We start from the raw sequence: 21,563 nt of genomic DNA on the forward strand, positions 1-21,563 counted from the left end.
CTCTGCCGGCGTATTCTGGGGTGGGGCATGTATCTCGGCGTGATCCTGGCGACCATGGCGGTGCTGCCGCTTCTCTCCATCGGCGCGGAGCTGGCGCTGCATGGCGGTGCGCCGCTGGTGCTCGCGGCCAAGTGGTTCACCTTCTGGGGCGTCGGCGTGCGCATCATGCTCGCGGCAGTGAAGCAGATGACGCAGCCGGAGTTCACCGCGCGCATCCTCCACATTGACGACCCACGCGCCCATATCGTGGTGCGGGAGCTTGGCTTCGCCAATGCCGCCATCGCGCTGCTGGCGCTGCTCTCGTTGCCGTGGCCGTCGTTCCTGGTGCCGGCGGCGCTGGCGGGGGCGGTGTTCCTGGGCCTTGCGGGCATCCAGCATGCCCTGCAGAAAGCGCGTGGCGGCAAGGAGACCATCGCCATGGTCTCCGATTTCGGCCTTGCCGCCGTGCTGCTGGCCTGCCTGCTGGGGCTTATCGCCTGAGGGGCTCAGGCGTGTTCTGCCTCAGGCGTTCACCATGCCGGAAACGCCGGCGAAGGCGCCCTCCGCGAGTTCCGCCACCAGCAGCCGCGCGGGGTCCACGGGGCCGGGCAGGGTCACGGTGCCCGGCGGCACGCGCTTGAAGCCGAACTTGGCATAATAGGGTTCGTCGCCCACCAGCACCACAAGCCGGTGGCCGGCGGCGCGGGCCGCCTCCAGCGCGTCCTCCATCAGGCGTCCGCCGATGCCGACCGACTGGAACGGCGGCTCCACAGAGAGCGGGCCCAGCAGCAGCGCCGGAGTGGTGCCGATGCGCACCTGCGTGAGCCGCACCGAGCCCACCAGCATGGTGCCCACCCGCGCGGTGAAGGAGAGGGCGCGCTCATGCCCTTTCTGCTCGCGGATGCGGAAGGCCGTGCGCGAGAACCGGCCGGGGCCGAAGGTGCGCTCGTGCAGCCGCTCCACGGCCGCGTCGTCGTGGGAGGTCTCAAGGGCGATGGTGAGGGGAAGTTCGGTCATGATGGCCTTGGGCGCTTTCGGGCAGGAGCGGTCATTCCGCCCGGACCCCGGCGCGCGGGGCGTCGCCGAAGGAGCGTCAGGCGGGCAGGGCGAAGCGGACGCGGGGGCGCGCCGCGTTCATTCGTCGTCGCTGCTGGCAGCGGGCCGGGCCTTGGACCAGGGCGGTCATCTCGACGGGTTCCTTCCTCAACGCGGCGGGCGATAGCACGCTCCCTCGCCGTGGTCCAGGGGGGTGAGCCGGCAAAGCGATGCCGCCACGCAAACGGCGTTTGCCGCCCCGCTTATGGCCGCCGCGCGTGCGAGACGCCATGTGAGGGGCACCTTCGCCGCCGCGCCCGCGGGGGAGGGGCACGGCCACGCACAGGAGACACCCATGGGCCTTCTCATCGACGGCGTCTGGCACGACCAGTGGTACGACACATCGCGCACCGGCGGCCGCTTCGAGCGGCAGGCCTCGCGCTTCCGCAACTTCGTCACCGCCGACGGCGCGCCAGGGCCGAGCGGCGAGGGCGGCTTCCCGGCCGCCGCCGGGCGCTATCACCTCTACGTGTCGCTCGCCTGCCCATGGGCGCACCGCACCCTCGTGATGCGGGCGCTGAAGGGCCTGGAAGAGGTCATTTCGGTGAGTGTGGTGGACCCCTACATGGGATCGGAGGGCTGGACCTTCGAGACCCCCGATCCGCTGCTCGGCAAGACCCGCCTCCATGAAATCTACACCGCCGCCGACCCCCTCTACAGCGGGCGGGTGACCGTGCCGGTGCTGTGGGACAAGGTGCGTGGCACCATCGTGAGCAACGAATCGGCGGAGATCATCCGCATGTTCAACACCGCTTTCGCCGCCTTCACGGACGTGACCGCCGACTACTGCCCCGAGCCGCTGCGCGCCGAGATCGATGCCGTGAACCAGGTGGTCTACGACGAGGTGAACAACGGCGTGTACAAGGCCGGCTTCGCCACCACCCAGGCCGCATACGAAGAGGCGGTGGGCGTGCTGTTCCGCCGGCTCGATGTGCTCGAGGCCCACCTCTCGCGCCATCCTTATCTGGTGGGCGACGTGATGACGGAGGCCGATATCCGCCTCTTCACCACGCTGGTGCGGTTCGATGCGGTCTATGTGGGCCACTTCAAGTGCAACATCCGCCGCATCGCGGATTACCCGAGTCTCTTCAATTACCTGAAGGCGCTCTACCAACACCCCAAGATCCGGCCGACGGTGGATTTCACCCACATCAAGCGGCACTATTACGAGAGCCACAAGGCCATCAACCCCACCGGCATCGTGCCCCTGGGCCCGCTCCAGGATCTCGATGCGCCGCATGATCGCGAACGGTTCGCGCGGAGCTGAGGTGCGGGCGTCTTGAAGCCGTCATGCGTCCCGCGCAGGAAGGGCGCGCGGGGCTGGTGCGGCGCTGGCGCGGAGGGGCCTTCGGGCACGGGCGCCGGCGTTTCCGCGCGCCGTCCGGGCGTGCCGCTGGGGTGCCGGCGCGCCGTGGCGCGTGGCGTGCATCCCTCAGTGAGGACTGATCTTGAACCCACCCAGGCATACAGAGCGCCATCTCGTCGATCGCATCGGCTGGCTCCGGGCCGCCGTGCTCGGCGCCAATGACGGCATCATCTCCATCTCGTCCCTCATGGTGGGTGTCGCCGCCGCGGCGACCTCCTCGGAAGACGTGCTGGTGGCCGGCACTGCCGGCATCGTGGCCGGCGCGCTCTCCATGGCGGCGGGCGAATATGTTTCGGTCAGCTCCCAGGCCGACACCGAGGCGGCGGAACTCGCGCAGGAAAAGCGCGAGCTGGCCACCATGCCCGATCACGAGCAGCGCGAGCTCGCCGCCATCTACGAGGCGCGCGGCGTGGAGCCGAAGCTCGCCGCCCAGGTGGCCGAGCAGCTCATGGCCAAGGATGCCCTGGGCGCCCACGCCCGCGACGAGCTGGGCATTTCCGAGGTGGTGGTGGCACGGCCCATCGAGGCGGCGCTCACCTCGGCCGGCACCTTCACGGCCGGTGCCATCGTGCCCATCATCGTCGCGGCGCTCACGCCCGCGGGGGCGCAGGTGATCGCGATCTCCGTGGTTTCGCTGCTGCTGCTGGCGGTGCTGGGGGCCATGGGCGCGAAGGCGGGTGGCGCGCCGGTGCTGAAGCCCACCCTGCGCGTCGCCTTCTGGGGTGCGCTCGCGCTGGCCGTCACGGCCGGCGTCGGCCATCTGGTGGGCGGTGTCGTCTGAGGGCATCGGTGGCCGGGCGGAAGGGCGCTGCCTTCTTCGCATGTGGCAAGACGGCGGCTCGCGCTGGGGCGCGGGCCGTCAGGTCGCAGCGTGTGCGCGATCGTTTCCCGGGTACCCGCCGCATGGCGGGCTCCTTCCTCAGGCGCCGTAGATCCAGCCGTAGCGGTCGAGCAACGCCGCGCCCTGCCGGCGCAGCACCAGGTCTCGGGCGAAGCGCGGCGGGCCGGAGAGGTGGTAGATGAGGCCATTGCGGCGCGCTTCCCGCTGGATGCGCGCGGTGCGGGCCATGCGCTCGCCCTCATAGGCCTTGAGGGCGCCGGCGGCATCGCGGTGGCGGGTGATGGCGCCAGCGAGGGCAGCTGCATCCTCGATGGCCTGCGCCGCGCCCTGGGCGAGGAAGGGCAGCATGGCGTGGGCGGCATCGCCCAGCAGGGTCACCCGGCCGGCGCTCCAGCGCGGCAGGGGATCGATGTCGTAGAGGCCCCAGCACAGGAAGTGGGGCGCGCTCTCCAGCAGGCGGCGCACGTCCGTGTTCCAGTCGGCGAAGGCGAGGTGTACGGCCGCGTCTTCGCCGGGCGCGTTCCAGCGCGCGACGGGCTTCGTTTCCTTGACGATGGCGACGAGGTTCAGCGTTTCCCCGCCCTTGACCGGATAGACCACCAGATGGGCGTCGCGGCCGAGATAGAGGCGCACCTCATTGGGGTAGCCGTCGGGCAGGTTCACCGTGGTGCGATAGGCGACGCGCCGCGCGAACACGGGCGGGGCCGAGGCGCCGAGATGGGCGCGCACCGCCGAGCGCACGCCGTCCGCCCCCACCAGGATGTCTGCGCCATGGGCGATGAGATCGCCGCCTTGGTTCACCACCGCCCGCACGCCGCCGAAGGCCGGCTCCACCGCTGTGAGGTCCGCGCCGAGCGCGACGGCGGCCCCCGCCTCGACGGCGGCCTCCGCCAGCAGGCCCTGCAGGTCGGCTCGGTGCACCACCAGGAAGGGCGCGCCGTAGCGGGCCGCTGCGGGGGCATATTCGGTGCGGGTGAGGGTGGCGCCGGTGCGACCGTCCCGCACATCCAGGGCGTTCGGCGCCACGGCGCTCGCCTTGAGGCGGTCCAGCAGGCCGAAATCGCGCAGGATGCGGGTGGCGTTGGGGGTGAGCTGCAGCCCGGCGCCCACCTCGCGCAGGCGCTTCGCCCGCTCCACCACCTGCACGGTGACCCCGGCGCGGCGCAGGGCGATCGCGCAGGCAAGGCCGCCGATGCCGCCGCCGACGATGACGGCGGAGCGCGCCGCAAGCTGCGGCTTCGGGCGGAAGGGGATGGGGTCGGGCATGTCGGTCCCGGCCGCCGCGGCGGCCGGCTGGAGGGATCAGGCGGCGGCGGAGGTCTCGTCCGAGTCGTGCCAGACGCAGGCCTCGGGCTTCGCCGCGCCGTGGGCGAGTTCGGGATTGTAGCGGTAGAGCGTGGAGCAGTAGGGGCAGACCTTCTCCGCATCCTCGCCCAGATCGAGGAAGATGTGCGGGTGGTCGAACGGCGGCTTCGCGCCGATGCACATGAACTCCTTGCTGCCGACCTCGATCGTCGTGAGTCCGAGGTCGTTGCAGAAGTGAGGAATGCCGGTGTCCGCCATGGATCTGCCTGTCGTCGCTCTGCCTGTAGAGGCTCCAAAAAAGCGCGGCGACCTTATCCCCGCTCGCGCAGGGATGAAAGAGGGCGGGGCGCGTCACAAGCGCCGGAGGCACCGGCCGGCCGGTTGCCGGGGCCGGCGGGGGCGGCTAAGGTGCGGCATCCCCAACGTGACAGAGGAGGGCGCCATTCATGCGATTTGTCATGCGCGACTGCGCCTTCCCGGTGCCCGCGCCGCTGCAGCGCCGCCGCGCCGCCTGCTGAGAGGTTCGGCCGGCTGAGCCGGCGGGGCCGGTTGCGTGCTGGCTGGCCAGCCGGAGCGCGATTCGCGGAAGGCCCCGTTCGAGAGGCTCCACCCTGGCGAAGCCGGCTGGATGCCGCATCTCGTGCCGATATCCGGCGGGGCCTCTGGCCGGTTTCGCGCGTCCCCCGCTTCACGCCATGGCGCCCCCGCGCCATTTTCCCCTTTGCATTCCCAGGGACCGGCCGGGCGCCGCGCGCCGCCGGATCACGACATGTCGCTTTCTTCTTCCCAGGCTGCCGGCACCGGCGCCGTGCTTTCCTTCCTGTGGCGCCACTGGCGGCGCCGGCCGTGGCTGATCGCCGGGACGGCCGGGGCGGTGCTCGTTTCCGTGCTGTGCGAGGTGTTCGTGCCGGTGTTCGCCGGCCGGCTGGTGGAGGCGGTGGCCGCTCCGGCGGCGGAGCGGGAGGCAGCCCGTGCCGCCGCCGTCGAGGCCTTCCTCGCCATGCTGGCGCTGGGCGCCGGCATGCTGGTGGCGCGGCACCTCTCGTTCGAGACCTTGGTGCGGCTTACCCTCGGCAGCATGGCGGACATGGCCGCCGAGGCCTTCGCGCGGGTGCAGCGCTTCTCGTCCGACTGGCACGCCAACACCTTTGTCGGCTCCACCGTGCGCAAGATCTCGCGGGGGATGTGGTCGCTCGATCTTCTGGACGACACCATCCTCATCGCGCTGCTGCCCTCGGTGGTGGCGCTTGCCGGTTCGGCGGCGCTGCTCGGGGTCTACTGGCCGGTGATGGGGCTCATCGTGGCCGTGGGCGCGGCGGTGTTCGTGGCGCTCACGCTGGTGCTGTCGGTCAGGATGGTGGCACCTTCCGCCCGGCTTTCCAACGCATGGGACACGCGAGTGGGCGGCGTGCTGGCGGATGCGGTGGGCTGCAACCCGGTGGTGAAGGGCTTCGGCGCGGAGGCGCGGGAGGAGGCGCGGCTCACCCTTGCGCTGGGCAAGTGGCGGGGGCGCACCCAGCGCACCTGGATGCGCGGCACCTGGGCTGGCACCTTCCAGCTGGTTATGCTGCTGGCGCTCCGCGCCGCTATCATCGGCGCGGTGCTGGTGCTGTGGTGGCGGGGCGAGGCGAGCCCCGGCGATGTGGCCTATGTGCTCACCACCTATTTCGTGGTGCATTCCTACCTGCGCGATATCGGCATGCACGTGCACAACCTCCAGCGCTCGCTGAACGACCTGGAGGAGCTGGTGGCGCTCGACCGGCAGCAGGCCGCCATCGCCGACCGGCCAGGCGCGCCGGCCGCGCGGGTGGAGGAGGGGCGGATCGCCTTCGAGCATGTCACGTTCCACTACGGCGTCCATGCCAAGCCGCTCTATCGCGATCTGTCGGTCCCCATCGCAGGCGGCGAGCGGGTGGGGCTGGTGGGGCATTCCGGCTCCGGCAAGACCACCTTCGTGAAGCTCATCCAGCGCCTCTACGATGTCAGCGGCGGGCGTGTCGTGGTGGATGGGCAGGATGTGCGGGAGGTCACGCAGGCCTCGCTGCGGCGGGCGATCGCGGTGGTGCAGCAGGAGCCCGTGCTGTTCCACCGCTCGCTCATGGAAAACATCGCCTACGGCCGGCCGGACGCCTCCTTCGCAGAGATCGAGCGGGCGGCGAAGCTCGCCCATGCGGCGGATTTCATCGAACGCCTGCCGCGTGGCTATGCAACGCTGGTGGGCGAGCGCGGAGTGAAGCTCTCCGGCGGCGAGCGCCAGCGGGTGGCCATCGCCCGCGCCTTCCTGGCCGACGCGCCCATCCTGATCCTGGACGAGGCCACCTCCAGCCTCGATTCCGAATCGGAGGCGCTGATCCAGGAGGCCATGGAGCGGCTGATGGAGGGGCGCACCACCCTCGTCATCGCCCACCGGCTTTCCACGGTGCGGGCTCTCGACCGCCTGCTGGTGTTCGATCGCGGCCGCATCGCCGAGGAGGGCAGCCACGAGGACCTGGTGCGCCGCGAGGGCGGGCTCTACCGCGCCCTGTTCGAGCGGCAGGCGCTGGACCTCGCCGCCTGAGGCTGAACGCCTGTACGCGAAAGGCAGGAGCTTGAAGCATCAAGGCCCCGCTGCATTGAGCTCAGGGCGGTCGGCGCCGGCTGTCGCGATCTTCACACAAATACAGAGCCGGCTGGCATTCCGGTCATGGCCGGTGAGGTCCCGTCGATGCCGTGTCGCAGGGGCGCGAGACTGCGGATGGCGGCACGGCCTGCAGTGCCCTTAGGGACGGTCGTGCTCTTCCTGGATGAGCGCCTCGGCAGCGGCGATGGCGCCTTCAAGCTCCGAGATCTTGCGCAGCATGCCATCGGAGGGGAGCGTGCGGCTCTTGGCTGCGGTCAGCAGAAGGTCGCGCTGGGCGGTCTTGAGGCGTTCGAGGAGGCTCAGAAGGTCGGCCTCTACCGTTTGCGACATTTTTTTTCGCTACTCCAACGAGATGCGCGGTGGGGAAAATGACGGATCCGGCCGCGTGCGCGGCTCCGCGAGAGATGTCGAGGCCGTCTCAAAAGCGCCGGATCCCAAGCGTTTCATCCTGGAGCGCGCCCTGAACCCGGCTGCGGCTTCGGAAATTGGGTGTGGCACGCTTTTCCGCCGCGGACCAGCCCCGCGTCACCGGAAAAGGGGGATTCTTCCTGCGCGCAGTCGCCCTGCCGACGCCTGCGGCTCAAACTTTGAGTCCGGTCGCGTCGCAGCATGCTGCGGGAACATGATCGACCAGGGTGAGCCGGGGAGAACTCAGGGCTCATGACGAAGAGACGAGCGCCGCGAGCCTGCGAATCCGCCACGCAGCAACTGAAAACGACTGTGCGCACCACCGTTTCCGGTGGTGCGCACAGCACGGGATCTCAGATCAGTCGGCCAGTTCGATGCCGCGGGCCTCGGGACCCTTCGGGCCCTGACCCACCTGCACCACCACCCGCTGGCCTTCGGCCAGATCGGTGAGGCCGGAGCGGGAGATGACGGTCACGTGGACGAACACGTCCTTGCCGCCGCCTTCCACCGCGATGAAGCCGAACCCCTTGTCGGGGTTATACCACTTCACGGTGCCCACGCGCTCCTCGGTGGGGCCGGTGGCGGCACGGGGGCCACCGCCGCCCATGCGCGGACCGGCGCCGGGGCCGGCACCGGGACCAGCGCCGAAGCTGCGGCGCGGCGGGGCGGCCTCGGCGGTGGAGGTGTCGACGTCGAGCACCTCGGTCACCTGCCGGCCCTTCTGGCCCTGGCCCACGCGCACGGAAAGCTTGGAGCCGGGAGGCACGCTTTCCTGGCCGGCGGCCTCAAGGGCACGGGCGTGCAGGAACACGTCACCCGACCCGTCGGACAGCTCCACGAAGCCGAAACCCTTTTCCGGGTTGAACCACTTCACCGTGGCGTCGATGGGCGGGCCGGAGGGAGCGGGGGCGCTGAAGCTGCTCGGCGATGAAAACGGACGGTCCCCTCCGAAGCCGCGATCACGCGGCGGCGCAAAGTCGTCGTCAAAGCCACGGCGGCGCGGCTCTCGGAAGTCTCGGTTACGGCTCATGTGTAATTCCGTTGAGGTCATTCGCCAATTTGGGCTTAGGCCATCCACCACTGCTGAATTAAAACGCGTCTATTGTGCAGATTAACTTGCACGTCTTGGGGGATTTGACCTCCGCCTTCGCACGACGCTCAACCCAGCCACCCGCTTCTTGCCTCGTAGCCTAATGGACAAGGTGGCAAATTCGCGTCCAAACAACTCCGCTGCACGCGCTCTGCCAGCCACCAATGACACTAACACACATTTGGTTCCACTTGGTACATGAATGTTGAACTCTTGCACGGCGGCGCGATCAGCGTTCCCGGCGGCGCACACGATTTTAATGCGCCGGCGAAGCAACTAGGGCGTGTCTCTGGCGGCGGATGGCACCGCACGCTCTGGTAGCGCACGCCGCAATGCGGCATCCCGAGCGGGACTTGCCCGCAAGTCAATGATTTCGCCTGCGGTTGCGTTGCAGCATCGTGGTTCGCGTTGCGTGGACACCGGGCCCCGCCCGGCGGGCGCCCGCCGGGCGGGGGAGGCGTGGCACGGCCGCCGCCCGGTATATTGATGGCGCTCGATCTTGCTGCATAGAGGGTATTCTGCGCCTGCCAGGTCCACGGGCGGAGGCCTCGACTGCCGGCTCCTGGTTGCGATCACAAAAAGTTGAAGTCGGGGTGTCATTTTTGCAAGACGGGTCGCACCACCCAGGTGGCGGCGGGATCGGAGGATGTTCGTTATGAACAAAGAGCAACAGCCCCATGACCACCAGCCGTCGCCAAGCCACGACCGGACGCCGCTTGCCACCGTGTCGGTACCGGAAGCGTTGTGGCTGCTGGAGCACAGGCGCTCTCTGCCGCTGCGCTCTCTGGTGGGGCCGGGGCCCGATGCTGCGACGCTGGATCGCATGCTCGCCATTGCCGCCCGCGTGCCGGACCACGGACGGCTCGTGCCCTGGCGCTTCATAGTTGTGGAGGGGGAGGCCCGTGCGGCGGCCGGCGCGCGGCTCGACGCGCTCTATGCCCGTCAGGTGCCGGACCTGCCGGCGGAGAAGGCGCACATGTGGCGCGACTACCTCCTGCGGGCTCCGTTGACCGTTGTGCTGGTGAGCCGGCCCGATTCCGCAGCGAAGATTCCGGTGTTCAACCAAGTGCTTTCTGCGGGCGCCGTGGGCATGAACCTGATGCATGCGGCGGAGGCGCTGGGTTTTTCCGCGCTGTGGCTGCTGAAGTGGCCGGGCCGCGACCGGGAAGCGGCGGCGCTGCTCGGAGTCGGGGAGGGGGAGACGGTGGCCGGCTTCTTCCACATCGGCCGTCCGGCCGAACGGGTGGCGGACCGCCCGCGCCCGCCCCTCGTGCAGGTGGTGACGCGCCTTGCGCCGTGAGGCCGCGGGTCAGTGGCGCAGGGGCTCGCTGCGTGTCGCCTTGCGGAAATAGGCGATCGAGGCATAGACGCCGGCGAGGCCGAAGATCGCCATCAGCGCATATTCGCCGAGGTCGCCCATGTTGAAGAGGCCGGCGAGGGCCCAGCCGGCGGCGACGGCGGTGGCGATGGCCTGGGTGGCGATGAGAATCGCCGCGCTGCCCACCGTCAGCATGTTGCTCCAGTTCACCGATCCGGGGACCGCGGGCCGCGTCATTCATCTCTCCTCGACGGCCCGGCGCATGCCGGAGCCTTCCTTTGGCCGGGAACTTGACCTGCCCGCAGGGCGCGGTCAAGGCTCCCGGCCCCACAGCCCACGTCCCGCCCCGGAGTTCGCGATGCTGCCCGCCAGCGCATATGAAAGTGTCCACGCCCGCCGCGGCATCGTGGCGGCGCCCCACGCGCTGGCGGTGGAGGCCGGGCGGCAGGTGCTGGCGGAGGGAGGCAACGCCATCGAGGCTGCGGTGGCCGCGGCCGCCGCCATCGCGGTGGTCTATCCGCACATGAACCACCTGGGCGGCGACGGCTTCTGGCTGGTGCGCGAGCCCTCCGGCCGGGTGCGCTATCTGGAAGCATGCGGCCCTGCGGGGCGCGAGGCCACCATCGCCCATTACCGGGATCTCGGTCACGAGAGCGTGCCCGCGCGCGGCCCGCTGGCGGCGCTCACGGTGCCGGGCGCGGTGGGCGGCTGGCGGCTGGCGCTGGATGCCGCGCGCGCCCACGGCGGGCGCATGGACCTGCCGCGCCTGTTGGAGGCGGCCATCCGGCATGCCCGCGAGGGCAACCCCGTCACGGCCTCGCAGGCCCGGCTCACAGCCGAGAAGGCCGCCGAGCTGAGGGATCTGCCGGGCTTCACGCCGGTGTTCCTGCCGCAGGGCGCGCCGCCGGCGGAAGGCGCTCTGCTGCGCCAGGAGCGGCTGGCCGACACGCTGGAGCACCTTGCACGTGCCGGGCTCGACGATTTCTATCGCGGCGACGTGGGCCGCGAGATGGCGGCGGACCTGGAGCGCATCGGCAGTCCGGTGCGGCGGGAGGATCTTTCCGCCTTTGCGGCGCAGGCGCGGGAGCCGCTGAAGGTGAGCTTGCCGCAGGGCGATGTCTTCAATGCGCCGCCACCCACCCAGGGGCTCGCATCGCTCCTGATTCTCGGCCTGTTTGCTCGCCTGAAGTGCGAGGGCGCCGAAACCTTCAGCCACATCCACGGTCTGGTGGAGGCCACCAAGCAGGCCTTCCTGGTGCGCGACAAGGTGGTGTGCGACCCCGAGCGCGTCACCGCCGATCTCGGTCGCCTGCTCTCGTCTGATGACCTCGATGCCCGCGCGGCCCGGATCGATCCGCGCCGCGCGCTGGCGTGGCCGCGCCCGGCCCAGGCGGGCGACACCATCTGGCTCGGGGCGGCGGATGCCTCCGGGCTGGTGGTGTCCTATATCCAGTCCATCTATTTCGAATTCGGCTCGGGCTGCGTGCTGCCGTCCACTGGGGTGCTGATGCAGAACCGGGGCGCGAGCTTCGCCCTCGATCCCAAGGCGCTCAACGCGCTGGCGCCCGGCCGGCGGCCGTTCCACACGCTCAATCCGGCGCTGGCGGTGCTGCGCGACGGGCGGGTGATGGGCTTCGGCACCATGGGCGGGGAGGGCCAGCCGCAGACCCAGTCGGCGGTGTTCACGCGCCATGTGCTGTTCAGCGTGCCGCTGGGGGAGGCGATCGCCCGGCCGCGGTGGCTGCTGGGCCGCACCTGGGGCGCGCCGGAAACGCGGCTGAGGCTGGAATCCCGTTTCGAGGAGGGGCTGGTGGAACGTCTCACGGCGGCGGGCCACGATCTGGTGGTGCTGCCGGAGGCCTACTCAAACACCATGGGTCATGCGGGCGCGGTGATTCTGCATGGGCGAGGCGGGCTCGAAGGTGCCCATGATCCACGGGCGGATGGCGGCGCGGCGGGCGCCTGAGCGGCGCGTCTTTAGCTTCCGCCACCCCCGGCCGAAGCCGGGAGTGGCACCGGATGCGCTTGCGCATCATCTCCGACGAGAGGTCAGCGCTGGCCGTGCCGCTCGTCGTCCTTGCGTTGCGGGTTGTGCTGGCCACCCTGCTGCTGGCCGCCCTTGTTCTCGCCCTGCTGGCCACCCTTCTGGCCGGGCATCTGGGCCTGCTGCTGCTGGCGCTCGCTGCCGCGCTGGGCGTCGGGGGTCTGCGGCTTCTGGCCGGGGTTGGGCTGCGGCGGGCGCTGGTCCTGGTCGCGCGTTGCCATGTGCGGTCCTCCAAATTGAGCCCCGTGAAGATGAACGCCGCGCCGTTGCCGCGGTTCCCATCCGGGCGAGGGGCCGGAACCCGGTGCCGCCGGGCTTTCGGCGTGGCGGTCGGGTGCCTGCAATGGCTCGCCCGCGAACAGGCCCGGCGCGCGCAGGGCAGCCGGCACCCGCCGATGTCGCCGCAAAAGCAAAAGGCCCGGCAGAGCCGGGCCTTGAGCATGATCGAAGGCGTAGGGAGAGGGGCTCAGGCCGCCTCTTCCGCGTCCATCTCGGAGTCCATTTCCGCCTCGTCGGCGGCCTTGGCGGCGCCGCGGCGCGGGCCCTTCAGCAGGTTCTGCTCGATGAGCTTCACCGCCTCGGTCTCGGTGATGTTCTGCACTGCCGAGAGCTCACGGGCCATGCGGTCGAGCGCGGCCTCATAGAGCTGGCGCTCGGAGTAGGACTGCTCGGGCTGGGTGTCGGAGCGGTAGAGGTCGCGCACCACCTCGGAGATGGCGACGAGATCGCCGGAATTGATCTTGGCCTCATACTCCTGGGCCCGGCGGCTCCACATGGTGCGCTTGATGCGAGCGCGGCCCTGGAGGGTTTCGAGCGATTTTTCGACGATGTTGGTCTCGGAAAGCTTGCGCATGCCGACGCTGGCAATCTTGGGTACAGGCACCCGCAGCGTCATCTTGTCTTTTTCGAAGGAGATAACGAACAGTTCGAGCTTGAAACCGGCGACTTCCTGTTCCTCAATGGCCATGATTCGGCCGACGCCATGCGACGGGTAGACAATGTGCTCACCCGTCTTGAAGCCGAGACGGGTCTGCGCGTTCTTCTTGGTCGACATGCTCTTGACCACTCCCGATCCGCCCCGGAGGCCGGATCTGATGGCGCGCGTGACGTCCCGGTCCGGTCACCGGGGCGCGGTGCGCCTTGCGCTGTGGACATGGGTCGCGGCCGGACGCCCGACGACCCGTTTTGCCAGTCGAAGGCCATAACAAGCTGCCGCGTCACGCCCCCTGGGCTCGTGGCCCGGCGGTTGACACGCAGATCTCGCTTCAGTGCTCCAGAAGCTCCTGTGATCTCGAAAGCCTGGGTGCCCGTTTGGGGGTAATCCGAGATTGCGCGATGGTATGCGCGCTTGCAGCATTGATGGAAGCAATCGACTGTAAAGTGCCATATATCACAATTTTTGTAAGAATCAAAGCGCGCCTGTCGTCAATGCGACCAGCCCGCGTTTGCACAGGGCTGTGGGGCAGGTCATTCCCCGCCGCGTTGCGCGGGTGATATAAACATTTCTTTATGTCTTGATTGCCGCTTTCGGCGCGCCGTGCTAATTGCCCGCCTGCCGAGCCCGATGCCGCGCCCCTTTTTGCTGCGCGCCCGGTTCGGAGCAGGCGATTTCTCGCGGAGTGAGCCATGAGCAACGATTACGTCGTGAAAGACATCAACCTTGCCGACTGGGGCCGCAAGGAACTGGACATCGCCGAAATCGAGATGCCCGGCCTCATGGCCACCCGCGCCGAATACGGCCCCGCGCAGCCGCTGAAGGGCGCGCGTATCGCCGGTTCGCTGCACATGACCATCCAGACCGGCGTTCTCATCGAGACGCTGAAGGCGCTCGGCGCCGATGTCCGCTGGGCCTCCTGCAACATCTACTCCACTCAGGACCACGCCGCCGCCGCCATCGCCGCGGCCGGCACCCCGGTGTTCGCCGTGAAGGGCGAGAGCCTGGAAGACTACTGGGAATACACCCACCGCATCTTCGAGTGGGCCGACGGCGGCACCCCCAACATGATCCTGGACGACGGCGGCGACGCCACCGTGCTCGTCCACCTCGGCAAGCGCGCGGAGAGCGGCGACACCGCTTTCCTCGACACTCCGTCCAACGAGGAAGAGGAAGTGCTGTTCGCGGCCATCAAGCGCCGTCTGAAGCACAAGCCCGGCTGGTACACCCAGCTCGCCACCAACATCCGCGGCGTGACGGAAGAGACCACCACCGGCGTGCACCGTCTCTACGAGATGCAGAAGAAGGGCACCCTGCTGTGGCCCGCCATCAACGTGAACGACAGCGTCACCAAGTCGAAGTTCGACAACCTTTATGGCTGCCGTGAGTCGCTGGTGGACGGCATCCGCCGCGGCACCGACGTGATGATGGCCGGCAAGGTCGCCATGGTCGCCGGCTTCGGCGACGTGGGCAAGGGCTCGGCCGCCTCGCTGCGCAATGCGGGCTGCCGCGTGCTGGTCTCCGAGATCGACCCCATCTGCGCGCTCCAGGCCGCGATGGAGGGCTACGAAGTGGTGACCATGGAAGACGCCGCGCCCCGCGCCGACATCTTCGTGACCGCGACCGGCAACGTGGACGTCATCACCGTGGACCACATGCGCGCCATGAAGGACCGCGCCATCGTCTGCAACATCGGCCACTTCGACAGCGAGATCCAGGTCGCCGGCCTGAAGAACTTCAAGTGGCACAATGTGAAGCCGCAGGTGGACGAGGTTGAGTTCACCGACGGCAAGCGCATCATCCTGCTCTCCGAGGGCCGCCTGGTGAACCTCGGCAACGCCACCGGCCACCCGAGCTTCGTGATGAGCGCCTCCTTCACCAACCAGACGCTGGCGCAGATCGAGCTGTTCACCAAGCCCGGGCAGTATGAGAAGAAGGTGTTCACCCTGCCCAAGCACCTCGACGAGAAGGTGGCCTCGCTGCATCTCGACAAGGTCGGCGCCAAGCTCACCAAGCTGTCCGATCAGCAGTCCGCCTACATCGGCGTGCCGCAGACCGGCCCCTTCAAGCCCGAGCAGTACCGCTACTGAGCGGTACGTCGTCCTGAATGCGAACGCCGGCCCTCGGGCCGGCGTTTTCGTTTGGGTTCAGGGTGGCGCGGGCAGGCGGGGCGGGCGCGGGCTCAGCCCTGCGTATCCTCGCCGGGCTCCGGCCGCTCGGTGCCGGCGTCGATGAAATCGGCGGCCAGCACCACGCGCCCGGCGGCCACGTCCACCACCGGCACCGCGAGGCGGGTGAAGGGCACCATGAGCGTGCGGCCGCGCGCGGCTGCCGCGGGGGTATATTCCAGCACGTCGCCGGCGCCGAAGTCGTGCAGGGCCACCACGGTGCCGATGGCCTCGCCGGCCTCGTTCTCCACGCGCAGACCCAGAAGGTCCGCGTGGTAGAAGGTGTCATCGTCCTCGGTCTCCGGCAGCACGTCGCGCGGCACATAGAGGTCCACGTTGGTGAGGGCCTCGGCCGCGGTGCGGTCGTCCACGCCCTTGATGCGCGCCACGAAGTGCTCCTTCGCCGGACGCAGGGCCGTGAGGGTGAAGGCGCGGCGCCCCTCGGCATCGGTGAGGGGGGCGTAGTCGAGAACCGCCTCCGGGTCCTCGGCGAAGATGAACAGGCGCACCTCGCCCTTCACCCCATGGGGAGCGCCAATGCGGGCGATGAGGATGCGTTCTGTCACGTCAGTCTCCGGAGCGATGGCACGGGCGCTTCTTCTTCCCCAAGACGCGGCAAAATGAAAGCCCGCCAGTGCCGGGCGCGGCGTCATCCGCCCTTGCGGCGGGGCGAGGGGTGGGGCACCTTGCGCGCCATGTCTACCGCTGCTCCCGCCCCCCTCCTGTTCGATGCCGGCCGCCTGCAGGCCCTGCTCGAGCGCATCGCCGCGCGCATCGGCGCGCGCAACGTCGTCACCGATCCCGCGGAGCTCGCGCCCCTGCTGGTGGAGGGTCGGGGCCTCTACCATGGCGCGACGCCTGCGCTGCTGAAGCCGGCGGACACCGCCGAGGTGGCGTTCATCGTGACGGAATGCGCGGCCGCCGGGGTGGCGCTGGTACCCCAGGGCGGCAACACCGGCCTCGTGGGCGGGCAGGTGCCGTTCGGCGCGCTCCTCATCGGCTTCTCGCGTATGAACCGCATCCGCAGCCTCGACGCCACCGACCTTACCGTTGTGGCGGAGGCGGGCTGCACGCTGTTCCAGGTGCAGCAGGCGGCGGCGGAGAAGGGGTGCCTGTTCCCCCTCTCCATCGCGTCCGAGGGCACCTGCCAGATCGGCGGCAATCTTTCCACCAATGCCGGCGGCACGGCCGTGCTGCGCTACGGCAACATGCGAGAGCTGGCGTTCGGCCTGGAGGTGGTGCTGCCGGACGGGCGCATCTGGAACGGCCTCTCGCGCCTGCGCAAGGACAATACCGGCTACGACCTGAAGGACCTCTTCATCGGCGCCGAAGGCACGCTCGGGATCATCACGGCGGCTTCGCTGCGGCTGTTCCCGGCGCCGCGCCAGCGCACCACCACCTTTGTCGGCCTCGCCGATCCCCATGCCGCGCTCGCTTTGCTCAACCGCCTGCGCAGCGTGGCTGGAGATGCTCTCACCGGCTTCGAGTTCCTCTCCGAGTTCGGGCTGGAGACGGTGCTGAAGCACGTGCCCGGCACGGCGCGGCCGTTCTCCGAGGCGCATGCTTTCTATGTGCTGGCGGAACTCACCTCCACCCGCCGCGACGACGACCTTCCCGCCCTCGCCGAGGGCGTTCTGGGAGAGGCGTTCGAGGCCGGGGAGATCGAGGATGCGGTGATCGCCTCCAGTGAGGCGCAGTCCCAGGCTCTGTGGAAGCTGCGTGAATCCCTCTCCGAGGCGCAGAAGTTCGAGGGCGGCTCCATCAAGCACGACGTTTCCGTGCCGGTGTCGCTAGTGCCGCGCTTCATCGAGGAGGCGAGCCGCCTGTGCGTGGAGCACATGCCGGGCCTGCGCCCCTGTCCGTTCGGCCACATGGGCGACGGCAACATCCACTTCAACATCAGCCAGCCCGCGGGCATGGACAAGCAGGCCTTTCTCGACACCTGGGAGGCGTTCAACCGCCTCGTCCATGATCTCGTGGCGGGCATGGGCGGCTCCATCTCCGCCGAGCACGGCATCGGCATCCTGAAGCGGGACGAGCTGCCCCTCTACAAGGACCCGGTGGCCATCGAGGTGATGGCATCGCTGAAGAAGGCGCTGGACCCGCTCGGCATCATGAATCCGGGCAAGGTGGTGCCCGGCCTCTGAGGGCGGGCGTTTCTTCCGCGGTGAGCGCCGATGGCCGGGCCCTGCCTGCGCGGGGCCAGCTCTGGCGCTCATCCTGGAATGTCGGAACATGGCTGCGCTGCAGGGCGGCGGGCTTCTGATGCCATCGGCCCGGTCCTGGACCGCGGTTGGCTCAAGCGCCACGCGGTCTGGGGCGTCTTCCGTCCGCGCTGGCTCCCCGGGGAAATACTCCAGAGCGTTGAGCTCTCGCCTTTTCTTGCCGCGAACCGCCTGCCGCTTCGCGCGAAACCGCGCCAACCTCGCGCCGCGGGCGGCCGGCTCACGCGCTGCTGCCTTAATCCGCGACAGGAGCCTGTGACCGGGAGGGGCGCCTGCGCGCGGCGCGCTCCGCTGGCGATATCGCCGTTGTCCCGTTCCTGTCCTTGCTGCGGCGGCGCCCGCCTTCCGGCGGATGCCCGTGTGAGCCGGCTGGTGGTCAGGCGCCGTGCGACGCGCCCTTGCCGCCGAAATAACGCAGTGTCAGGCAGGTGATGTCGTCGGCCTGCGGCGCCCCGCGCTCGAACACGTGGACGGAGGCCAGCACTCGCTCGGAGAGCTCGTGCACGGACCATTCGCTGGCGCCGCTCGCCAGCAGCGTCTCCAGGCGCTTTTCCCCATAGGGGTTCTCATCCACGTCGAAGGCTTCCGTGACCCCGTCGGTGTAGAGGAAAAGGGTGTCTCCCGGCTCAAGCTGGAAGGTGCGCTCGGTGTAGACGAAGCCCTCCAGCACCGCCACCGCCATGCCCCCGGTTGAGGGCACGCTGGCCACCGCGCCGTTACCATGGACCTGATAGGGCAGGTTGTGCCCGGCGTTCACGTAGGTCACGCGCCCGGTGTTGAGGTCGAGCACGCCGTAGAGCACGGTAACGAACAGCACCTGGTCGTTCTCCACGGCCAGGAGGTCGTTCAGGCGGCGGATGCAGCCCGCCGGCGAGCGCTCGAACAAGGCGGTGGAGCGCAGCAGCGTGCGGGAGATGGCCATGAACAGGGCCGCCGGCACGCCCTTGCCGGAAACGTCCGCCACCACGAAGCCGAGGGTGCGATCGTCGATCATGAAGTAGTCGTAGAAGTCGCCGCCCACCTCGCGCGCGGGGGTCATCTGCCCGTGCACGGCGACGCGGGCGTCGGCCGGGAACTCCTTGGGCAGGATGGCGAGCTGCACCTGCCGCGCGATCTCCAGCTCCTGCTGCAGGCCGGCGAGCTTGGTCTTGGTGATGAGGGCCTCGCGTAGTTCCACCACCATGGAGGACAAGCGGGTGTGCTGCTCGACGATGCGGCGGGAGAGATCGTGCAGCACCCGCGCCACGCGCTTCAGCTCGTCGTCCTTCTCCTGCCGAGAGTTGTCGGCGAGCAGGGAGAGCACCTCCTCGCGGTCGGTGGGGTCGATGGAATCGGCCAGGGATTTCAGCTCGCTGGAGATCACCGCGCCCTGGCGGCGGCGCACCCGCTCGCGCTGGCGCCGCGCTTCCGCCAATGCCTGCACGTTGGCGCGCAGGGCCAGCACGGCGGAGGCGATGCGGCCGATCTCGTCGGAGCCGGTGTGCTCCACCGTTACCGAGGTGTCGCCGCGCGCCAGCGCCTGCAGTACGTCGATGGCCTCTTCCAGAGGGCGGAAGCTATACCACAGGAAGAGGTTGAGCCCGATGACGCCGAGCAGGAGCACCGCGACCGCACCGGCAATGGCGGCGTGGCGGATGAAGCCCGTCTCCTTCAGGGTTTCGGTGGTGTCGATGAGGCTCACCAGGGCGCCGATGGTGCCGCCGCCCACATCCTCCATCGGGATGGAGATGACATTGTAACTGTGGCCCTGGATCTCCGCGCGGTCGGCCATGGCCTGGCGCGGGGCGATGTCGAGCTTGGCTCGCTCCCACAGGCGGATGTCGGTGCTCGCCACCACCCGCCCGCGTACGGTGACGAGGGTGGTGGAGGCGCCGATGCCGCGGGCGAACCGATCCATGCCGATGCTGGCGTCGCGACCGAGCACGAGCACGGCGGGACCCTTGTTCGGCAGCAGCACGGTGCGGGTGGACAGCACGACGATGCGGCTCGCGCCCACCTGTCGCAGGCCGGTGATGGCCTTGCTCTTCAGCGCCTGGTCGAGGCTGCCGGCGTCGAGGATGCTGCGGTTGCGCTTGGAGCCGCCGCTGCTGAAGATAAGCTCGTGGTCCGCGCCCACCACCTCGAAGGCGGTTTCCGGGTCGGCGATGTCCACCCCCGTCTCCTTGAGGGCGGCGGCGATACCGGGATGGTCCGCGAAGCCGAGCGCGATGCGGAAGGCCGCCGACGAATCCACCCGCTCCAGGATGCGCGAGAGGTTGGAGGTCTGGAAGGCGACGATTTCCCGCCACAGCACGGTCTGGCCGGCGATGGCGACCTGGTTCTCCCGGTTCTCCGCCACGCGGTCGCGCAACAGGGTGGCGCCCCAGAGGCCGACCATCAGCGCGATGAAGGCGAGGGCGACGATGAGGGTGATGCGGGTGCGTAGCAGCATCAGTCGCCCCATTGCTCGCCGCGCGCGGCGAGCCCGCTTCGGCCGCCCTTGACGGTGTGCTCCTTGCTCTTGCCGCGGCCCGGGTCCGGCTGTTCGCCCGGTGCGGGTGGCACGCCGATCACCTCGCGCCGCAGGCGCTCCACGTCCGGCCGCAGGGAGCCGTCGAAATCCACGGCCAGGAGCTCCTCCGCATAGGCCTCGAACACGGCGCGGCGGTCGCGCGTCTGCCGGTTGCCGAGGGCCAGCGCGCGGAAGGCCCTGCCCACGGCGCCGCGCTGGCGGCCGGCGCCGGGCTCGGGCTCGAAATCGCCGGCGGCGGCGCGGCGCAGGGCGGCGCCGAGGCGTGCCTCGGCCCGGTCGAGGGCGAGGCCGGCGGTGACTCCCGCCGCAAGCGCGGCGAGCGCGGCGAAGATGAAGGCCGCCACCGCCGCCTGCATGCCGATGCCTGTGAAGCCGTTGGAGAGGGCCGCAGGATTGGTGGCCACCTCCACGGTGGCGACCGGGGTGCCGTTCACGATCACCGGCGCGTGCGTGGAATCGACGCCCGGCTCGTCGCCGGTGGCGCTGCGGATCTCCCGCCCGTCGGGCCCGCGCAGGATGATCTGGGTGATGCCGGGCGTGCCGGCGAGCGTCTCCGTCAGATGCGCCTCGACCCCCGGCAGCAGCTTCAGGGGGATGCCGAATCGCTCGGCCTTCTCGAACTGCTGCGCGAGCGCGCGGGCGACGGACGTGCCGATGACCAGCGCATCGCGGCGCGCCCCGTCCTCCACCCGCGCCCTGAAGGCCGAGGTGAGGAGGCCGGCGGCGATGCCGCCCACGACGAGGGTCGCCACGAACGCGACGACGCTGGCGATGAGGCGCGCCCGCGCCGGATCAGGTCGCATCGTCGAGGGCTCCGAGCTGGCTGAGGCCCCGGTCCACGCGCGCGGCGGCATCACTCCAGCTCTGCTGAGCGTCCAGGGCGAGCCGGGGCAGGCCGGTGGCGCCAGTGGCGCCGGCGATGTCGCCGGAAAGAATGCCCGCGGCGCGCTCGAACGGACGTGACATGACATGACCGATGGCGAGTGCGGCAACGCCGGCCGCCGCGCCGGCCGCCACCGCGAAACCGATGGCGAGGCCCGACAGGGACAGGCCCAGCGATTCGCTGCGCGCGATCCGCGTGCGGTCCGAGGTGGTGATGGATATGCCGCCGGCGAGGCCGAGATCATTCTCGAAATGGGTTCCGAACACGGTGTCGCCGCGCTCGACGGTGCTCCAGATGCCGCTCTCCGGGAGGCGGCTCACCCAGCCGGCGGGCACGTTCTCGCCGATCATGCTGCGATCCGTGGAATAGAAGGTGCGGCCGGCGGCGTTGAAGATATCGACGGCCAGGACGGCGGCGTCGCCTGCCTTCTCGCGCTCGATCCGCTCCTGGAGCGGAGAGATCTGGTCGAGCGCGAGGCCGATGGAGAGGTTGGCCTCGGTCGCCGTGCGCAGGTTCGTCAACAAATTTGCCACGCGCGCGCGCTCGATCTCGGTATTGACGCGCTCGCTCGCGGCAAAACAAATGACGGCGACCGCCACCACCGTAGCGACCACCGCCGATATCATGACCAATGCCAGCCGGCTCACGAACGTCATGGAATATACTTTGCTGAACCGATGGCCCGGACGTTAAACGCACGAGCGTCACCAAACCAGAGAAAATCCGGCCAAGGTCTAAAAAAACCTGCAATCTCAGGATGCTTCCCATCTCCTTG

General features: G+C 69.5%; 20 protein-coding genes. 8 read left to right on the forward strand and 12 right to left on the reverse strand.

Annotated elements, in window-relative coordinates; translation table 11 throughout:
- Window positions 1-27 precede the first annotated feature (27 nt).
- Window positions 28-480: a hypothetical protein gene (locus V5F61_RS15060; RefSeq protein ID WP_393990010.1), complete on the forward strand. Its 453-nt coding sequence runs from the start codon at window positions 28-30 to the stop codon at window positions 478-480.
- Between the two features lie 21 nt (window positions 481-501).
- On the opposite strand, the gene V5F61_RS15065 is transcribed toward V5F61_RS15060, so the two are convergent.
- Window positions 502-996 carry a GNAT family N-acetyltransferase gene (locus V5F61_RS15065; protein ID WP_393990011.1) on the reverse strand — a complete coding sequence of 165 codons (495 nt, stop codon included), beginning with the start codon at window positions 994-996 and terminating at the stop codon, window positions 502-504.
- Between the two features lie 373 nt (window positions 997-1,369).
- Between V5F61_RS15065 and V5F61_RS15070 the strand changes: the two genes are divergently transcribed.
- Both V5F61_RS15070 and V5F61_RS15075 read left to right on the forward strand, forming a co-directional pair.
- Window positions 1,370-2,341 (forward strand): glutathione S-transferase family protein, encoded by a 972-nt coding sequence (locus tag V5F61_RS15070; protein ID WP_393990012.1) that lies wholly within the window; start codon window positions 1,370-1,372, stop codon window positions 2,339-2,341.
- Between the two features lie 181 nt (window positions 2,342-2,522).
- Window positions 2,523-3,221, forward strand: a complete 699-nt coding sequence (locus tag V5F61_RS15075) for a VIT1/CCC1 transporter family protein (RefSeq protein ID WP_393990013.1) — start codon at window positions 2,523-2,525, stop codon at window positions 3,219-3,221.
- Between the two features lie 138 nt (window positions 3,222-3,359).
- On the opposite strand, the gene V5F61_RS15080 is transcribed toward V5F61_RS15075, so the two are convergent.
- Window positions 3,360-4,547 (reverse strand): FAD-dependent monooxygenase, encoded by a 1,188-nt coding sequence (locus V5F61_RS15080; RefSeq protein ID WP_393990014.1) that lies wholly within the window; start codon window positions 4,545-4,547, stop codon window positions 3,360-3,362.
- 36 nt (window positions 4,548-4,583) lie between these two features.
- Window positions 4,584-4,844: a zinc-finger domain-containing protein gene (locus tag V5F61_RS15085; protein ID WP_393990015.1), complete on the reverse strand. Its 261-nt coding sequence runs from the start codon at window positions 4,842-4,844 to the stop codon at window positions 4,584-4,586.
- 511 nt (window positions 4,845-5,355) lie between these two features.
- On the opposite strand from V5F61_RS15085, the gene V5F61_RS15090 reads away from it, so the two are divergent.
- Window positions 5,356-7,143 carry an ABC transporter ATP-binding protein gene (locus V5F61_RS15090; protein WP_393990016.1) on the forward strand — a complete coding sequence of 596 codons (1,788 nt, stop codon included), beginning with the start codon at window positions 5,356-5,358 and terminating at the stop codon, window positions 7,141-7,143.
- A gap of 201 nt (window positions 7,144-7,344) precedes the next feature.
- Here V5F61_RS15090 and V5F61_RS15095 read toward each other — a convergent pair whose 3' ends face one another.
- Both V5F61_RS15095 and V5F61_RS15100 read right to left on the reverse strand, forming a co-directional pair.
- Entirely contained in the window at window positions 7,345-7,536 is a 192-nt protein-coding gene (locus V5F61_RS15095; RefSeq protein WP_393990017.1) for a hypothetical protein, read from the reverse strand.
- A 436-nt stretch (window positions 7,537-7,972) separates the two neighbouring features.
- Window positions 7,973-8,644 carry a cold-shock protein gene (locus V5F61_RS15100; RefSeq protein ID WP_393990018.1) on the reverse strand — a complete coding sequence of 224 codons (672 nt, stop codon included), beginning with the start codon at window positions 8,642-8,644 and terminating at the stop codon, window positions 7,973-7,975.
- A gap of 715 nt (window positions 8,645-9,359) precedes the next feature.
- Here V5F61_RS15100 and V5F61_RS15105 point away from each other — a divergent pair.
- Window positions 9,360-10,004 carry a nitroreductase family protein gene (locus V5F61_RS15105; protein WP_393990019.1) on the forward strand — a complete coding sequence of 215 codons (645 nt, stop codon included), beginning with the start codon at window positions 9,360-9,362 and terminating at the stop codon, window positions 10,002-10,004.
- Between the two features lie 9 nt (window positions 10,005-10,013).
- Here V5F61_RS15105 and V5F61_RS15110 read toward each other — a convergent pair whose 3' ends face one another.
- Entirely contained in the window at window positions 10,014-10,259 is a 246-nt protein-coding gene (locus tag V5F61_RS15110) for a hypothetical protein (protein ID WP_393990020.1), read from the reverse strand.
- A gap of 121 nt (window positions 10,260-10,380) precedes the next feature.
- Between V5F61_RS15110 and V5F61_RS15115 the strand changes: the two genes are divergently transcribed.
- The gene (locus tag V5F61_RS15115) at window positions 10,381-11,988 is read left to right on the forward strand and encodes a gamma-glutamyltransferase family protein (protein ID WP_393990021.1); all 1,608 of its coding nucleotides are present in this window, start codon (window positions 10,381-10,383) and stop codon (window positions 11,986-11,988) included.
- Between the two features lie 83 nt (window positions 11,989-12,071).
- On the opposite strand, the gene V5F61_RS15120 is transcribed toward V5F61_RS15115, so the two are convergent.
- Both V5F61_RS15120 and V5F61_RS15125 read right to left on the reverse strand, forming a co-directional pair.
- The gene (locus V5F61_RS15120) at window positions 12,072-12,287 is read right to left on the reverse strand and encodes a hypothetical protein (RefSeq protein ID WP_393990022.1); all 216 of its coding nucleotides are present in this window, start codon (window positions 12,285-12,287) and stop codon (window positions 12,072-12,074) included.
- A 245-nt stretch (window positions 12,288-12,532) separates the two neighbouring features.
- Window positions 12,533-13,120 (reverse strand): CarD family transcriptional regulator, encoded by a 588-nt coding sequence (locus tag V5F61_RS15125; protein WP_393990023.1) that lies wholly within the window; start codon window positions 13,118-13,120, stop codon window positions 12,533-12,535.
- A 572-nt stretch (window positions 13,121-13,692) separates the two neighbouring features.
- Here V5F61_RS15125 and ahcY point away from each other — a divergent pair.
- Window positions 13,693-15,090, forward strand: coding sequence for an adenosylhomocysteinase (gene ahcY / locus V5F61_RS15130; RefSeq protein WP_393990024.1), 1,398 nt, complete (start codon window positions 13,693-13,695; stop codon window positions 15,088-15,090).
- A 92-nt stretch (window positions 15,091-15,182) separates the two neighbouring features.
- Here the strand turns inward: ahcY and rimM are convergent, their stop codons facing one another.
- Entirely contained in the window at window positions 15,183-15,734 is a 552-nt protein-coding gene (rimM, locus tag V5F61_RS15135) for a ribosome maturation factor RimM (RefSeq protein ID WP_393990025.1), read from the reverse strand.
- 129 nt (window positions 15,735-15,863) lie between these two features.
- Here rimM and V5F61_RS15140 point away from each other — a divergent pair, with 129 nt between their 5' ends.
- The gene (locus tag V5F61_RS15140; protein ID WP_393990026.1) at window positions 15,864-17,315 is read left to right on the forward strand and encodes an FAD-binding oxidoreductase; all 1,452 of its coding nucleotides are present in this window, start codon (window positions 15,864-15,866) and stop codon (window positions 17,313-17,315) included.
- Between the two features lie 454 nt (window positions 17,316-17,769).
- On the opposite strand, the gene V5F61_RS15145 is transcribed toward V5F61_RS15140, so the two are convergent.
- Genes V5F61_RS15145 through V5F61_RS15155 form a run of 3 tightly spaced genes read right to left on the reverse strand, consistent with a single transcriptional unit; the run spans window position 17,770 to window position 21,444 of the window.
- Window positions 17,770-19,824, reverse strand: coding sequence for a SpoIIE family protein phosphatase (locus V5F61_RS15145; RefSeq protein ID WP_393990027.1), 2,055 nt, complete (start codon window positions 19,822-19,824; stop codon window positions 17,770-17,772).
- Window positions 19,824-20,708 (reverse strand): hypothetical protein, encoded by an 885-nt coding sequence (locus V5F61_RS15150; protein ID WP_393990028.1) that lies wholly within the window; start codon window positions 20,706-20,708, stop codon window positions 19,824-19,826. The genes V5F61_RS15145 and V5F61_RS15150 overlap by 1 nt, the downstream gene beginning before the upstream one ends.
- Complete coding sequence (locus V5F61_RS15155) at window positions 20,698-21,444, reverse strand: hypothetical protein (RefSeq protein WP_393990029.1); 747 nt, start codon at window positions 21,442-21,444, stop codon at window positions 20,698-20,700. Before V5F61_RS15155 ends, V5F61_RS15150 begins: the two co-directional genes overlap by 11 nt.
- Window positions 21,445-21,563: the final 119 nt, after the last annotated feature.

Source organism: Xanthobacter sediminis (genome assembly GCF_043195015.1).
GTDB lineage: Bacteria > Pseudomonadota > Alphaproteobacteria > Rhizobiales > Xanthobacteraceae > Xanthobacter.

Excerpts from the sequence above, each read along its gene's own strand:
- V5F61_RS15060 (WP_393990010.1), top strand. The coding sequence starts at position 28 with ATGTATCTCGGCGTGATCCTGGCGACCATGGCGGTGCTGCCGCTTCTC.
- V5F61_RS15065 (WP_393990011.1), bottom strand. The coding sequence starts at position 996 with ATGACCGAACTTCCCCTCACCATCGCCCTTGAGACCTCCCACGACGAC.
- V5F61_RS15070 (WP_393990012.1), top strand. The coding sequence starts at position 1,370 with ATGGGCCTTCTCATCGACGGCGTCTGGCACGACCAGTGGTACGACACA.
- V5F61_RS15080 (WP_393990014.1), bottom strand. The coding sequence starts at position 4,547 with ATGCCCGACCCCATCCCCTTCCGCCCGAAGCCGCAGCTTGCGGCGCGC.
- V5F61_RS15085 (WP_393990015.1), bottom strand. The coding sequence starts at position 4,844 with ATGGCGGACACCGGCATTCCTCACTTCTGCAACGACCTCGGACTCACG.
- V5F61_RS15090 (WP_393990016.1), top strand. The coding sequence starts at position 5,356 with ATGTCGCTTTCTTCTTCCCAGGCTGCCGGCACCGGCGCCGTGCTTTCC.
- V5F61_RS15095 (WP_393990017.1), bottom strand. The coding sequence starts at position 7,536 with ATGTCGCAAACGGTAGAGGCCGACCTTCTGAGCCTCCTCGAACGCCTC.
- V5F61_RS15100 (WP_393990018.1), bottom strand. The coding sequence starts at position 8,644 with ATGAGCCGTAACCGAGACTTCCGAGAGCCGCGCCGCCGTGGCTTTGAC.
- V5F61_RS15105 (WP_393990019.1), top strand. The coding sequence starts at position 9,360 with ATGAACAAAGAGCAACAGCCCCATGACCACCAGCCGTCGCCAAGCCAC.
- V5F61_RS15110 (WP_393990020.1), bottom strand. The coding sequence starts at position 10,259 with ATGACGCGGCCCGCGGTCCCCGGATCGGTGAACTGGAGCAACATGCTG.
- V5F61_RS15115 (WP_393990021.1), top strand. The coding sequence starts at position 10,381 with ATGCTGCCCGCCAGCGCATATGAAAGTGTCCACGCCCGCCGCGGCATC.
- V5F61_RS15120 (WP_393990022.1), bottom strand. The coding sequence starts at position 12,287 with ATGGCAACGCGCGACCAGGACCAGCGCCCGCCGCAGCCCAACCCCGGC.
- V5F61_RS15125 (WP_393990023.1), bottom strand. The coding sequence starts at position 13,120 with ATGTCGACCAAGAAGAACGCGCAGACCCGTCTCGGCTTCAAGACGGGT.
- ahcY (WP_393990024.1), top strand. The coding sequence starts at position 13,693 with ATGAGCAACGATTACGTCGTGAAAGACATCAACCTTGCCGACTGGGGC.
- V5F61_RS15140 (WP_393990026.1), top strand. The coding sequence starts at position 15,864 with ATGTCTACCGCTGCTCCCGCCCCCCTCCTGTTCGATGCCGGCCGCCTG.
- V5F61_RS15145 (WP_393990027.1), bottom strand. The coding sequence starts at position 19,824 with ATGCTGCTACGCACCCGCATCACCCTCATCGTCGCCCTCGCCTTCATC.
- V5F61_RS15150 (WP_393990028.1), bottom strand. The coding sequence starts at position 20,708 with ATGCGACCTGATCCGGCGCGGGCGCGCCTCATCGCCAGCGTCGTCGCG.
- V5F61_RS15155 (WP_393990029.1), bottom strand. The coding sequence starts at position 21,444 with ATGACGTTCGTGAGCCGGCTGGCATTGGTCATGATATCGGCGGTGGTC.